We start from the raw sequence: 13,342 nt of genomic DNA, 5'->3' as shown, positions 1-13,342 counted from the left end.
TCGGGTCATGATCGTGGAAGACCAGGCCATCCTCGCGATGGAACTGGAGCTGGTGCTTGGCGACGCCGGGTGCGACGTCGTCGGCTGTGCCATGGACCGGGCAGGCGCGTTCGAGATTGCGGACCGCGAACGGCCCATGCTGGCGTTGGTTGATGTGAACCTTCTGGACGGCATGACGGGACCGCAGATCGCCCAGAGACTCGTCAGCGAATACGGCACGGCCGTGATCTTCCTGACCGCCAATCCCGAGCAGATCCCCGAGGGGTTCGCCGGGGCCCTGGGTGCGGTCTGCAAGCCGTTCGACGACCAGACCATTCGCGCCGTCGTCGCTTTTGCCAGCCGGTTCATCACCGACCGCACCGTGGGCGAGGCGCCCCGAAAGTTCCGCCTCGCCCCCTGGCTCAAGACGCCGCCTGCCGGCATCCCGTCGCACTGACGTCAGTCGATCTTCAACCGAATGAAGATCATCCCGCCGTCCGGATCGCCGCCGTAGGAAGGCTCGAGCCCGTCCGGGACGAAGTTGCTGGCATAGAGCGCGCCCACGCCAAACCGGACGTGCTCTGCCACGCGCCAGTCTCGGATCGCCCCGACCGAGACCTTGCCGACCGTATAGACCGGTCCATGCGCCCCGCCCGGCAGTTCCAGCAGCTCGTCGGTCTCCGTCCTTTCGGCCCGCGCGAACATCGTCCATCGGTCGTTGGGGCTGAAGGCCGACTCGAGCGCCAGCGCGTTCGTCGCGTCGTCACCCCCGTGGGACTTTGCGCCCCAGGCCAGGGTCGTGGACCACCAGCCCTCAGCGCCGATCCGGCGGGTGTGGATGGCGCTGGCGGACCACTTCGTGTCGTCCTCTCCAGGCGACAGCTGTTCGGGCGACGTCACATCGGCATAGGAGGCCTGCAGCGACCATTCGGCCGACGGGTTCCAGGAAGCGCGCACCGACCAGCTGTCGAACTCCGGCCGTTCAATATCGTAGCGATCCTGGTCGGGCTCGCGGCCCTTGAACGTCGAGGCCTCCAGCTTGAAGGCATCGTGCACCCAGCCCAGGGTCGCCACGCCGAAGACGATGTGGGTCGAATCCAGCCAGTGATGGGTGATGGGCGCTTCGGGCGAATCCATCGCGCTCATGCGGTGCATGAAGGCGGGTGGCCCGAAGGCGGGCTCGCCCGGCAGACCGACGTAGGCGAAGACGCTGTCGGTGTCCGAAAGGCGGCGCGCGTAGCTGGCTGACAGCTCCATGAACAGGTCGTGGGGATGCTGGCGGTCAATCAGGGTCTCGACGCCGTCCGCAGTCTCCCCGGCGGCCAGCAGCAGGGGATAGCCGCGCTTGCCCATGAGAGGATCGGGGCTGACCATGGCCCGCAGGTTCAGGGTCGATCCATCGTCGAAGTCGCGGCGCGCCGACGTCATGACCATTCCAGACACGAAGGTCTGATCGTCCCCGCGCGGTCCGTTCTGGCCGTCATAGGTCAGGTTCAGCAGGGCGTGGGTCATGAACGACCAGCCGCCCTGCGTCGTGTGGATCCCTGCGTGCTCCGACACGTCCGGCTGCCAGCTGGTCCCCGAGGCATCCCGGCCTATGGGCCAGGGACCGAGGGCACTGGTCATGGGGTGGTCGCCGGGGGGCATGCCGCTCATGGCGTGATCCATCCCTTGCATCGCCGACATGTCGTGGCCCTGATGCGAAGACGGTGACGGGGCTGTCTGTGGAGCTCGTGCCGCAGGCATCGCATGCCCGGCGTGGGGGGCGGCAGAGACGGGCGTCTGTGCCGGAGTGGCCGCGGGCTGCGGGATCGGCATGGTGTGCCCGGCATGATCCTGCGCGAACACAGGCAGGGCGAAGGCGAGCAGGGAAGCGCCGGCGCTGAGCGCGGCGAGAGATCGGGCAGCCATCAAGGGCTCCTTGCAAAGAGAGTTCGGGGTGGCGAGCGGGTCGCCGACGAATCTGTTCGAAAGGATCAGGCCTTGGGCGGGCCGGTCTCTGGTGCTGTGAGCAGGCCGTTCGGCAATGCGCGGTCGAGCGCCACCGGACGCGCGCGGGGCAGGGTGACCACCGACCGCAGGGGCGGAGTCACATGGGGCGCGGCGATGCAGGCGACACAGCAGGCCATGCTCTTCATCGGGCGTTCGGGTGCGGAGGACGGTGTGCCGTGATCCATGCCCGCCATGGCGGCCGTCTCGTGACAGGGCGCGGGACCGGTGTCGGCCAGGACCGGTGAGGTCGCGCCGAGGAGCAGGACGCCCAAGGCGCCCAGAAGCATAAACAGGGTCCGAACCGTCGCCATGAGCCTGTCTAGGCCCGATGGCATCTCGCCTCAAGCAAGACCACCGCCCAGGTCGAGACCCGGCGTGGTGGGCGGCTGGCCATCGGGCAGGAGGTCCAGCTGCATCAGGTGCACGTCGATCCACCGATCGAACTTCCAGCCGACCTGGGCGTAAGTGCCGACCCGACGGAAGCCCAGCCGCTCATGCAGGGCGATCGACGCCTCGCTGGTCGCGCTGTCGCTGATGGCCCCGATTACGTGGCGCAGACCCATCGCGCGGACCCGTTCGACCAGCGCCGTCAGCAGGGCGCGCCCGACGCCATGACCGCGCGCCGCCTCCTCGACATAGATCGACCCCTCGACGCCATAGCGATAGGCGGGGCGAGGCCGGAACGGCGAGGCGTAGGCATAGCCGGCGAAGGCTCCGTCGATCTCGGCGACGAGCCACGGCAGACCCTTGGCCCGCACGGCCTCGAACCGCGTTGTCATGTCCGCCGCCGAGGGCGGATCCAGTTCGAAGGTCGCGGTGCCGGTCAGGACCTCGCGGCCATACAGCGCCGCGATGGCGGGCAGGTCAGCCGGGGTGGCCGCCCGGATCACGCGGTCTCCCAGCCCCGGTCCACGGCCCACACGGCGAAGGCATAGTCGTGAGCGACTTCCTTCAGATAGTCGAACCGGCCCGACGCCCCGCCGTGACCGGCCTGCATGTTGATCTTCAGCAGGACCGGATTGCCCGAGGTCGTCGCCGGACGCAGCTTGGCGACCCATTTCTGGGGCTCCCAGTAGGTGACGCGCGGATCGGAAAGCCCGCCGGTCGCCAGGATCGCCGGATAGGGCTTGGCCTCGACCTGATCGTAGGGGCTGTAGCTCATCATGTAGTCGTAGGCCGCGGGGTCCTCGATCGGATTGCCCCACTCGGGCCACTCCGGCGGGGTCAGGGGCAGGGAGGTGTCGGACATGGTGTTGATCACGTCCACGAACGGCACCTGGCCGATCACGCCGGCCCACAGGTCCGGACGCATGTTGTTGACCGCTCCCATCAGCAGGCCGCCGGCCGATCCGCCTTGGGCCACGATCCTGCCGGCGCTGGCATAGCGGTTGGCGATCAGGTGTTCGGCCGAGGCGATGAAGTCGGTGAAGGTGTTCTTCTTGGTCATCTTCCGGGCGTCCAGGAACCAGCCCCAGCCCTTGTCCGACCCGCCCCGGATGTGGGCGATGGCATAGATCCAGCCGCGATCCACCAGCGACAGACGCCCGGTCGAGAAGCTGGCAGCCATGGGAATCCCGTAGGATCCATAGCCGTAGAGCAGCAGGGGAGCGGACCCGTCGACCGGCGTGGTCTTCCGGCGCAGCACGGTCACGGGGACCAGCTGCCCGTCGGGGGCCGGCGCGTTCAGCCGCTCGACAACATAGCCGGCCGGATCGTGGCCGGACGGGATTTCCTGCACCTTCATCAGCGTCCGGGCCTTGCTGCCCATGTCGTAGTCGTAGGTCGAGGTCGGGGTCGAGGGTGAGTTGTAGGTGTAGCGGGTGACGGTCGTATCGAACTCCGACGCCCCCGCCAGCGACAGGGCATAGGCCGGTTCGTCCGCAGCGATCGCGTGCTCATCGCCCGCCTTGTCCCGGATGATGATCGTGGTGTTCGCCTCGGCGCGCTCCTGCCAGGCCAGGTGCGCCGAGGTCAGGTCGAAGCCCTCGATGAACCGGCCCGGGCGATGCGGCACCAGCTCGCGCCAGGCGATGCGCGCCGGCTGTCCCGTCGGGGCCTGCATCAGCTTGAAATCGACGGCGTCGTTGTCGTTGGTGCGGAACACCCAGCCGTCCGGCCAGTGATCGGCGTCGTAGCGGATACCGACCCGGCGAGGTGCCAGGACGGTCGGCATGGCGGTCGGGGCACCGTTCGGGATCGCCCAGGCCTCGGACGTCTCCTGGTTCTGGACGCTGATGACGACGAAGGCGTCGTCCGACGAGCGTCCTACGCCGAGGAACATGCCTTCGTCGGCCTCGTCATAGACCAGGACGGTCTCCCCGCCGCGCGCGGGACGGCGATAGATCTTGTCGGGGCGTCCGTTGTCGTCGCGGTTGGTCCAGAAGATGTAGCAACTGCAGGGGCTGAACGTGAAGTTGCCGTTCGACGACTGGATCGGGTCGGGCAGCAGTTCGCCGGTGTTCAGATCGCGGGTGTAGATCTGATGCACCTCGGAGCCCTGCGCATCCTCGGCGTAGGCAAACAGGGTGTGGTCGGGACTGTGCTCGACGGAAGCCACTTCCGAATAGGCTTTGCCCTCGGCCAGGGCGTTGGCGTCCAGCAGGATCGTTTCGGCTCCCCCGCCGCGCGGACGGCGACAGAACAGCGGATGCTGCATGCCCGTCTCGAACCGGCTGTAGTACTCCCACGGACCGTCGGGGGAAGGGACCGACGAATCGTCCTCCTTGATGCGGCCCTTCATCTCCTCGAACATCTGCGTCTGCAGCGGCAGGGTCGAGGCCAGCATGGCCTCGCGGTAGGCGTTCTCGGCGATCAGGTGGTCCCTGACGTCGGCCTTGATCAGCGTCGGATCGCGCAGAACCGCCTGCCAGTTGTCGTCCTTCATCCAGTGATAGTCGTCTGTCCGGGTCCGGCCCAGCTGTTCGATGGTCACCGGGATCTTCTTGGCGACGGGGGGCGTGGGCAGGGTCATCGAAACTCCGGACGGGCGGGCGAGAACAGGGGAGGCGGCGGCCGTCAGCGCGGAGGCTGCGGTGGTAGCGACGAACTGGCGACGGTTCATGCGGGGCTTCCCTTTAGGACAGGAGACCAGCTTGTGCGACGGGAAGCGCCCGCGTCAAATGCCGCGAGCCGGAGACCTCGCCGAATGATCCAGACCCCACCCGTTCAGGACGCGCCCCCGCCGGCGACCGCCCCCGCCTGGGATCTGACCGTGGGCCTTATCGACGCGACGGTGCAGCTGGATCAGCCGTCCGGCCCGGCGACCCGTACCGTGGGCACCGGGTTCCTGATCCAGGCGCCGCGCCCCGACGGCACGCCCCGCATCGTGCTGGTCACCGCCGCCCACGTGCTGGAGACGATGCCGGATCCGGAGGCGCGGATCGGCTGGCGGGTCGCCCTGCCGGACGGGGCCTGGCGATTCGATCCGGAGCCTCTGATCATCCGCGACGACGCCGGCCGACCCCTCTGGACCCGGCATGGCGACAAGGACGTCGCGGTCATGGAGATTACGGCCCCGGAAACCTTTACACGCGCGGCCATTCCCCTCGGCTGGCTGGCGGACGAGAATGCCTTCGATGCCTGGCAGGTCGGGCCGGGCGACGAACTGCTGTCGCTGGGCTTCCCGCGCGGCCTGTCGTCGAACCGGGCGGGATTTCCGATCCTGAGGGTGGGGCGGATCGCGTCGTATCCCCTGTCGCCGGTCAGCGCCTTTCCCACTTTCCTGCTGGATTTCACCGTCTTTCCCGGCAACTCGGGCGGGCCGGTGTTCTGGACACCCAGCGCGCGCAAACGGCCCGGCACGACGGAGCCCGAGACCGCCTTCATCGCCGGCCTGCTGAGCCAGGAGGTGCGGGTCGGCGACGACGCGCTTGAGATCGGGGTGGTCACCCACGCGGTCTTCATCCGCGAGACCATCGCCCTGCTGGACGCCGAAACTACGCCCGCGCCGTAAGTCCGTTCAGCCGTGCCAGTTCGCGGGAGCCGTAGAACTGCGGTTCGAACCCCCGGGTCCAGAACACCTTCCCGAGGCCCCGCGCGGTCCGGTCCATCATCGTGGGTCGGGCGGGATGGGCGATGACCGTCAGGGCGATGGCCGCGAGGCCCCAGACCCCGGCCTGCGCCGCGCCGATCAGCATCCAGCGGGCGACACCGGCCCAGTCGCGGGCCTTGGCGGCCGTCTGGCTGGGCCCCTGACCATAGGCAAAGGCGCGGGACAGGGCGTATCGCATGGTGGCCCGGTGCGGGGGTGCGAACTCCTCGACAAGGGCGTCCGCGGCCCAGCCGAAGCGGCCGCCTCGCGCCCGAAGCGCAGCGAACAGGGCGTCGTCCTCGCCCCCGCTCTGGTCGGCGCGGGCGTCGAACGGGGCGATCCCGGGCAGGGCGGTGGCCCGAACCAGCAGGGAGTTCCCGCAGCCGTAGCTGTGGTTGATCAACCCCGTGGATGTCGGGCCCTCGCGGCCGAAGAAGCGCTCCAGATGAGCGGTCGCCCATCCGGTGCCGTCCGGCACGCGCCCCGAAATCGGGCCGAACACGGCGTCCGCGCCCGTCGTGGCCTGAGCGACCAGAAGCGCCGAAAGCCAGCCGGGCGAGGCCGCCTCATCGTCGTCCAGAAAGGCGATCAGGGGTGCCGTGGTCATGCCGAGCCCGGCGTTGCGCGCCGTGGCCACGCCGGGACGTGGCTCGTGCCGATAGACCAGCGGGCAGGGGCTGGCAGGGGACAGGCGCGACACGGTCCCGGCCGCCGTACCCTCCGGATCGTTGTCGACCACGACGATGGAGGCCAGATGGTCGCCGACCCCCGTCTGCGCGAACAGCGATCGCAACGCCCGCTCCAGGCTTTCGGGGCGTCGCAGGGTCGGCACGATCACCGATACGTCCTGCATCACACAGCCTCGGCGTAGAGGGCGGCGCGGTACAGGCGCAGCGAAAAGGCCCGCGCGCCCGTTGGCATCCAGCCCGCGACCGCGGCCTGCTTGATCCATGGGCGGACCCGCGACAGGGCCGGGACCCGTTTCAGCAGTCTGGCGGCCTTGAAGCTGGGATAGGTGCCGACGATGTCGGGATGGCGGGCGACGACGCGGGCGAAGTTTCCGGCCGACTGCTCGTACTTGCCGGCCAGGGCCTCCACGGTGTCCAGGCCCATGTGGGTGGCCGGGTTGTCGACGTGGACGACGGTGAAGCGGCGCGATACGCGCATGGCCCATTCCACATCCTCCCAGCCCCAGCCGGTGAAGGCCGGATCGAAGGCTTCGGCCTCGAACACGTCGCGGCGGACCAGAAGGTTGGAGGTGTAGACGTATTTCTCGGGCGTGCGGGCGCGTTCGCCATAGGGCACGCAGTCGCTGCGGGTCGCCATGGCGCGGTGGACCGAGAACCGGGCATCGGTCGGGGCCTGGAGCAGGGAGAAGCCGCCAAAGGCCACCGCCGGATCTTCCCGCGCCACCAGATCGGCCCAGGTCCAGAGGAACCGGCGATGGTCCGGCCGCATGTCGCTGTCGAGGAACAGCAGGCTGCCGCCGCGCGCCGAGGCGGCCAGCCGGTTGCGCCCCTGCGAGCGGCCTTCGTTCACTGTCAGCGAGATCAGGCGGACAGGCAGGCTCATGGCGTGCACCACAGCCTGAAGCCGCGCGGTCAGCTCGGCATCGCCGGTGCCGTCATCCAGCAGGACGATCTCGACCGCGCCGTCCAGCGCGCCCGCCTCCTCGTCCAGCAGGCCCAGCAGCTCGGTCGGGTCGTCGCGAAGGAAGGGGATCAGCACCGAGACGGCGGGTCGCGCCGCCTGTCGGCGGGCGTTGTCGGTCAGGACAGATCCGGGCGAGGGGGGACGGGTCATATCGGCATGCTCCGGCCGGTTCGCGCGATGATCAGGCGGGTCGCCAGGTCGCGCACGCCCGCCGCGTTCAGGGTCATGACGACGGCGGCATAGACGATCGCGCCGACTGTCGCCTTGAGGGCCAGTTCCAGCACACCGCCCCAGGCCGGCAACAGGAGGACGACGCCCGCCATGGCCCCGCAGGCCAGCGCGCATCGGCTCAAGGTCGTCCACGGGATCGGCATGGCAATGATGCTGCGCCCCATCACGATGGAGGCCAGCACGCCGATAGCGAAGCTGGTGGTCGTGGCCAGCGCCGCGCCCATCACGCCCATGCGGGGCACGAGAATCAGGTTCAGGATGACGTTGGCGGCCGCCGGGATGCACAGGGTCAGCAGCAGCCGATCCGTTCGCCGGCCGAGCACGAAGGACTGGCTGAGGTAATAGGAGGTCATGCCGGACAGCAGGGCCGACAGGGCGATCCATGGCGTCACCGAGGCGGCCACGCTGCGCAGGTCCTCGCCGATCATGAAATCCGCCAGGGGGCGGGCGACCAGGGCCACGCCGACGGCTGCGGGCAGACCGATCAGGATGAAGGTCGAGGCCTGTTCGCGGGCCGCGGTCATGAAGGCCTCGCGGCTGCCCCGCTCCCACGCCATGATGAGGGCGGGCGTTCCCGCCGCGCCCAGCCAGATGAACAGGACGTCGAGTGTGCGGCTGGAGAGGCTGTAGCCCGCGTGGTAGGCCCCGACCGCCGCCGGACCCATGAAGACCTCCAGCAGGAAGCGATCCGTCGAGGCCATGATGAGCGACAGGCCCAGCCCGGCCGCGATCGGATAGCCATAGCGGGCATAGCCGAAGAGCCGGTCGCGGTAGTGGACGCCGCCGCGCGCCTGCCTCAGCTCGCCCGGCAGGACGAAGGGCAGGGCCAGCAGAGGGGCCACGGCCAGGCCGATCAGGGGCGAGGCCGCGCCGACACCCAGCAGCGCGCAGGTCGCCCCGATCAGAAACCCGCCCAGGGTCACGCCGATGTCCATGGCCGCCGATTTCGAGACCTCGCCCGCCGCCCGGAAACGCTCCTGCGCCAGTTTGGCCAGAGACCGGATCGGCAGGCCGACCAGACCCGCGCCGATGGCGAGCTTCAGACCGTCTCCGATCGGCGACAGCCACAGCAACAGGGCTGCGACCGGCAGGACGGCTGCGGTCATCACCGCCATGGTGCGGTAGAGCGTGGTGAAATGGTCGGCGAGACCCTGGTCCCGCTCGGCCGCCCAGAACCGCGCCATCGACGCTTCCAGCCAGCTGAACGTGCCGACGTGGACCAGGGTCATGACGGAGAAGGCGATGGCGTAACGGCCGAAATCCTCCGGGCTCAGCAGCCGGGTGAAGACGACGATCGCCCCGAACCCGACCAGGCCCTGGACGATATTGGCGGGCAGATAGCCCCAGACGCCGCGCCAGAACATCAGCGGGCCCCGATCAACGGACGGCCGCGCGGTCGCCCAGCAGGACGGGCACGGTCACGGCCATGATCCAGAGGTCCAGCCACAGCGACTGTCGCTCGATGTACTCGACGTCCAGCTGCACCCGGCGGCGCACGTCCTCGGCGGAATGGAGTGGCCCGCGCGACCCCTTGATGGCGGCCCAGCCGGTCATGCCGGGCTTCATGCGGTGACGATGGGCGTATTCGGCGACCAGGCGGGCGCTCTCGACCGCTCCGGTCTTCATGCCGATCGCGTGGGGGCGGGGGCCGACCAGCGACATCTCGCCCTTCAGGACGTTCAGCAGCTGGGGCAGTTCATCGAGGCTGGTGGACCGGATCAGGCGGCCGACGCGTGTCACGCGGTCGTCGTCGGTGGTGACCTGCCGGCTGGCGGTCGCATCGGCGGCGTCGGCCCGCATGGAGCGGAATTTCCAGACCACGATCTCCTCGTGATTGAAGCCGTGGCGGCGCTGCCGGAAAAAGATCGGGCCGGGGCTGTCCAGCCGGATGGCGAGCGCCGTCAGCAGCATGACGGGCGACAGCACGACGAGCGCCAGGAGACCGATGATCAGATCCTGCATCCGCTTGTTGAAGGCGCGACGGTCGTCGTCGATCGGACCGTCCAGCGACGCCAGCGGAGCCCTGGCCAGCCGGTCGAGCGCGGCGTTGCGTTCTCCCGCGTCGATGGGGTCCACCAGCAGGGTGACCTCGTTGGGCAGGGCCGACAGCCGTGACGTCAGTTCCCGGACCCGCTTCTCCGCCCTGGGGTCGATGGCCAGGACGATGCGGTCCACATAGGGAGTCATCCGGTGGGTCATCAGCGCCTCGGCGTCGCCCAGCACGGGAACGCCCTCGATGCTGTCCGGCGAGCGCGCCAGCCGGTCGTCGAAGACCCCCAGCACATTGATGTCGCGGCGTTGCAGGGCGTCGCGGATCAGCCGCTCCGCGTGTCGGGTGGCCCCGACCAGGACGATGCTGGGGGTGAGCGCGCCGGACGCCCGCCAGCGGACGACCGCCTGGCTCCATCCGAGGTGCAGGCCGTAAAGCGCGATCGTGACCAGGGCGGTCCACAGGATGTAGCCCGTCAGCGCCGGACTGGTGCCCGTCAGGAGCGCTTCCAGGGCGATGGCGCAGAGGCCGCCTCCCAACGCCACGGCGGACACGGCGGCCAGATGGACCGGCACCCGCTGGCCCCGCGCAAAGCGGTAGAGCCCCAGCGAGCGCATCAGGCCCAGGATGACGAACGCGCCGGCCGCCAGCGGAAGGGCCCGCGACAGCGGCATGGCGAGGACACCGCCCGGTGTGATGGCCCAGGCGATGGCCACGGTCAGGGAAAGGACGACGACGACATCGGCGCTGCGGAACCAGTGAACCGCGAGGCGGGAGGCTCCTTTCTGGCGCGCGTTCAGCCAGACCCCGGGGCGAAAGGGGCCGCGACGGGCCGCGCCTTCGGTCGAGGCCGTCATCGGGTCCGCGGCCAGGGTCTGCAACCCCGACGCATCCCGCCGATGCGCTCCTCTCGCGCGATCCAGATCCAGGGCATTGGTCATGCGGCCATTCTGCACAGGCGCCGTGGATGTCGCGTTAACAGGGGTCGGTGAGTTTTCGCCGATTGCGCGTTCGCCCGGCCTCCGCTATCGAGCCGTCCTGCCGGAGACGTGGCCGAGTGGCTGAAGGCAACGGTTTGCTAAATCGTCGTACCCTGTAAGGGGTACCGAGGGTTCGAATCCCTCCGTCTCCGCCAGAACCCCCCCCCCAATGCCATCGACAGAACAAGCGTCTGACCCGAACCGGCAAGGGGCCGGGTCGTCGGGGCCTGGAATGTTGGTCCTGGAGACGATGGTGGGTGATGTAGGGTTCGAACCTACGACCCGCTGATTAAGAGTCAGCTGCTCTACCAACTGAGCTAATCACCCGTACCATTTCGTCGTGGCGGACGATGAAATCGGTCTGCCACAGGCTCGCATCGTGTTGGGACGACGCGGGCGAACGGGCGAGATAGAGAGATCGGCTCGCAGATGCAAGGCCTTTCGCCGCCGGTTCCGCATCCCGTCGCGAGCCGCTAGCATCGCGATGGATTCGCCCGGACGGGCACGGGGAGTAGCGGGCATGGCGTTCTGGAACCGGCGGAAGTCGATCGATGCGTTGCATCAGGCCTCGGACGGCCCGCGGCTGAAGGCCACGCTGAGCTGGCCGCACCTGCTGGCGCTGGGCGTCGGCGCGATCGTCGGAACCGGGATCCTGACGCTGATCGGCGTCGGGGCCGGGCTGGCGGGGCCGGCGGTGATGATCAGCTTCGCCCTGGCGGGACTGGTCTGCGCCTGCGCGGCCCTGGCCTATGCCGAGCTGTCGACCATGATGCCGCAGGCGGGCAGCGCCTATGCCTATTCCTATGCGGTGCTGGGCGAGGTGATCGCCTGGGTCGTCGGGTGGAGCCTGATCCTGGAGTATTCCCTGGTGGTCTCCGCCGTGGCGGTGGGCTGGTCGGGCTATGCCGTCGGGTTCCTGACCGGGCTGGGCATCGATCTGCCGACGGCCCTGACGGTCGGCCCCCACGTGGCGGGCGGCGTGGTCAACCTGCCGGCGGTGGCCATCATCGGCCTGGTCACCGGCCTGCTGCTGCTGGGCACGCGCGAGAGCGCGACGCTGAATGCCGTGCTGGTGGTCATCAAGGTCGCGGCCCTGATCGGCTTCGTGGCCATCGCGCTTCCGGCCTTCGACGCGGCCAACTTCACCCCCTTCATGCCCAATGGCTTCGGCTCGCCCTCGCTTCCGTTCGCCGAGGCGATCACGGGTCAGCCGGTGGTCCAGACCGGGGTTATTGCGGCCGCGGCGATCATCTTCTTCGCCTTCTACGGTTTCGACGCGATCTCGACGGCGGCGGAGGAGACCAAGAAGCCCGAGCGCGACCTGGCCATCGGCATCGTCGGCTCGATGGTCATCTGCACCGCCCTGTATCTGGTCGTGGCGGCCGCCGCGATCGGGGCCCGGCCCGTGGCCAGCTTCGCCGCGAGCCCCGAGCCCCTGGCGCTGATCCTGCGCGAGATGGGGCAGGGGACGGCGGCGCAGTGGATCGCGGCCTCGGCCGTCATCGCCCTGCCGACCGTGCTGCTGGCCTTCCTGTTCGGCCAGAGCCGGATCTTCCTGGGCATGGCGCGGGACGGGCTGCTGCCCACGTCGCTGGCGAAGATCTCGAGCCGCGGCGTGCCCGCAGTGGTGACCGTGTTCACGGCGATCGTGGTGGCGGCCCTGGCCGGGGTCATGCGGCTGGACGAACTGGCCTCGTTGGCCAATGCGGGGACGCTGGCAGCGTTCGCGGCGGTCGGGGTCTGCCTGATCGTGCTGCGGCTGCGCGACCCGGGCCGGGAGCGCAAGTTCCGCGCCCCACTGTTCTGGCTGGTCGGGGCGATCACCGTCGTCGGCTGTCTGGTGTTCTTCTTCAGCCTGCAGGCGCGGACGCAACTGTACTTCCTGTACTGGAACATCGGCGGGCTGGTGATCTATCTGCTGTGGTCGGCGAAGAACGCGCGGCTGGCCAAGCACCCCGAACAGGCCGGCTGATGTCGCGGCGCGACCTGACCGGGGCGGTCGACTTCTCGGTGCTGGACCGGACGACGGGCGGCGACGACGGGGTGGCCGAGGAGGTGCTGGGGCTGTTCGTCCAGCAGGCCGGGATGTGGTCGCCGATGCTGGACGCCCGTCAGGAGGGCTGGAAGGACGCCGTTCACACGATCCGGGGCGCGGCGGCCGGGATCGGCGCGGGGGCTCTGGCGGCGGCCTGCGCAGAGGCGGAAACGGCGGAGAAGGACCTTGCTCCGGCGAAACTGGATCGCGTTCGCGACGCGCTGAATGAAGCGCTCGCCGATGTCGCGGCCTGGCGGCACGAGCTGATGATGCGATCGCTCAGGGGCTGACGGCACCCCGGGGTGCCAGAAAAAACCCGTGCCACGGGTGCCATTGCCGGGCGCGGACCGTGGAAGAACAAGCACTTAAGCCGCGCCGGCGTGGCACCCCGGCCGGATTATGCGCAATTCAGGCCAGCGGGGCGGCCGGGTGTCTGAACGTGTGAAAGACCC

The 13,342-nt window shown here is 69.2% G+C and carries 12 protein-coding genes and 2 tRNA genes; 5 read left to right on the top strand and 9 right to left on the bottom strand.

What is annotated here, in order from left to right; genetic code table 11:
- Positions 1 to 7: 7 nt before the first annotated feature.
- Complete coding sequence (locus BRESU_RS12300) at positions 8 to 436, top strand: response regulator (protein WP_013269882.1); 429 nt, start codon at positions 8 to 10, stop codon at positions 434 to 436.
- 2 nt (positions 437 to 438) lie between these two features.
- Here BRESU_RS12300 and BRESU_RS12295 read toward each other — a convergent pair whose 3' ends face one another.
- The 4 genes from BRESU_RS12295 to BRESU_RS12280 all read right to left on the bottom strand — a co-directional run bounded on the left by BRESU_RS12295 (position 439) and on the right by BRESU_RS12280 (position 5,032).
- The gene (locus tag BRESU_RS12295; protein ID WP_218915385.1) at positions 439 to 1,635 is read right to left on the bottom strand and encodes a hypothetical protein; all 1,197 of its coding nucleotides are present in this window, start codon (positions 1,633 to 1,635) and stop codon (positions 439 to 441) included.
- Positions 1,636 to 1,955: 320 nt separating this feature from the next.
- On the bottom strand, positions 1,956 to 2,258 hold the full coding sequence (locus BRESU_RS12290; RefSeq protein ID WP_169308024.1) for a hypothetical protein: 303 nt from the start codon (positions 2,256 to 2,258) through the stop codon (positions 1,956 to 1,958).
- A gap of 54 nt (positions 2,259 to 2,312) precedes the next feature.
- A complete protein-coding gene (locus BRESU_RS12285; RefSeq protein WP_013269879.1) occupies positions 2,313 to 2,861 on the bottom strand; it encodes a GNAT family N-acetyltransferase in 549 nt (182 codons plus the stop codon).
- Complete coding sequence (locus BRESU_RS12280) at positions 2,858 to 5,032, bottom strand: S9 family peptidase (RefSeq protein WP_041761597.1); 2,175 nt, start codon at positions 5,030 to 5,032, stop codon at positions 2,858 to 2,860. Before BRESU_RS12280 ends, BRESU_RS12285 begins: the two co-directional genes overlap by 4 nt.
- A gap of 84 nt (positions 5,033 to 5,116) precedes the next feature.
- Between BRESU_RS12280 and BRESU_RS12275 the strand changes: the two genes are divergently transcribed.
- The gene (locus BRESU_RS12275; RefSeq protein WP_013269877.1) at positions 5,117 to 5,923 is read left to right on the top strand and encodes a trypsin-like serine peptidase; all 807 of its coding nucleotides are present in this window, start codon (positions 5,117 to 5,119) and stop codon (positions 5,921 to 5,923) included.
- Here the strand turns inward: BRESU_RS12275 and BRESU_RS12270 are convergent.
- Genes BRESU_RS12270 through BRESU_RS12255 form a run of 4 tightly spaced genes read right to left on the bottom strand, consistent with a single transcriptional unit; the run spans position 5,907 to position 10,816 of the window.
- Positions 5,907 to 6,854, bottom strand: coding sequence for a glycosyltransferase family 2 protein (locus tag BRESU_RS12270; protein WP_013269876.1), 948 nt, complete (start codon positions 6,852 to 6,854; stop codon positions 5,907 to 5,909). The genes BRESU_RS12275 and BRESU_RS12270 overlap by 17 nt on opposite strands.
- The gene (locus BRESU_RS12265; RefSeq protein WP_013269875.1) at positions 6,854 to 7,804 is read right to left on the bottom strand and encodes a glycosyltransferase family 2 protein; all 951 of its coding nucleotides are present in this window, start codon (positions 7,802 to 7,804) and stop codon (positions 6,854 to 6,856) included. The genes BRESU_RS12270 and BRESU_RS12265 overlap by 1 nt, the downstream gene beginning before the upstream one ends.
- Positions 7,801 to 9,249 carry a lipopolysaccharide biosynthesis protein gene (locus BRESU_RS12260; protein ID WP_013269874.1) on the bottom strand — a complete coding sequence of 483 codons (1,449 nt, stop codon included), beginning with the start codon at positions 9,247 to 9,249 and terminating at the stop codon, positions 7,801 to 7,803. The genes BRESU_RS12265 and BRESU_RS12260 overlap by 4 nt, the downstream gene beginning before the upstream one ends.
- A gap of 13 nt (positions 9,250 to 9,262) precedes the next feature.
- Positions 9,263 to 10,816 (bottom strand): exopolysaccharide biosynthesis polyprenyl glycosylphosphotransferase, encoded by a 1,554-nt coding sequence (locus BRESU_RS12255; RefSeq protein WP_013269873.1) that lies wholly within the window; start codon positions 10,814 to 10,816, stop codon positions 9,263 to 9,265.
- 102 nt (positions 10,817 to 10,918) lie between these two features.
- On the opposite strand from BRESU_RS12255, the gene BRESU_RS12250 reads away from it, so the two are divergent.
- A tRNA-Ser gene (locus BRESU_RS12250) sits at positions 10,919 to 11,010 on the top strand.
- Between the two features lie 96 nt (positions 11,011 to 11,106).
- On the opposite strand, the gene BRESU_RS12245 is transcribed toward BRESU_RS12250, so the two are convergent.
- A tRNA-Lys gene (locus tag BRESU_RS12245) sits at positions 11,107 to 11,182 on the bottom strand.
- Positions 11,183 to 11,375: 193 nt separating this feature from the next.
- Between BRESU_RS12245 and BRESU_RS12240 the strand changes: the two genes are divergently transcribed.
- On the top strand, positions 11,376 to 12,827 hold the full coding sequence (locus BRESU_RS12240) for an amino acid permease (RefSeq protein WP_013269872.1): 1,452 nt from the start codon (positions 11,376 to 11,378) through the stop codon (positions 12,825 to 12,827).
- Positions 12,827 to 13,180: an Hpt domain-containing protein gene (locus BRESU_RS12235; protein ID WP_013269871.1), complete on the top strand. Its 354-nt coding sequence runs from the start codon at positions 12,827 to 12,829 to the stop codon at positions 13,178 to 13,180. The genes BRESU_RS12240 and BRESU_RS12235 overlap by 1 nt, the downstream gene beginning before the upstream one ends.
- The last annotated feature ends 162 nt before the right edge of the window (positions 13,181 to 13,342 follow it).

This window comes from Brevundimonas subvibrioides ATCC 15264 (assembly GCF_000144605.1).
Taxonomy (GTDB): Bacteria; Pseudomonadota; Alphaproteobacteria; order Caulobacterales; family Caulobacteraceae; genus Brevundimonas; species Brevundimonas subvibrioides.
This window is presented reverse-complemented; position numbering and strand designations above follow the sequence as displayed.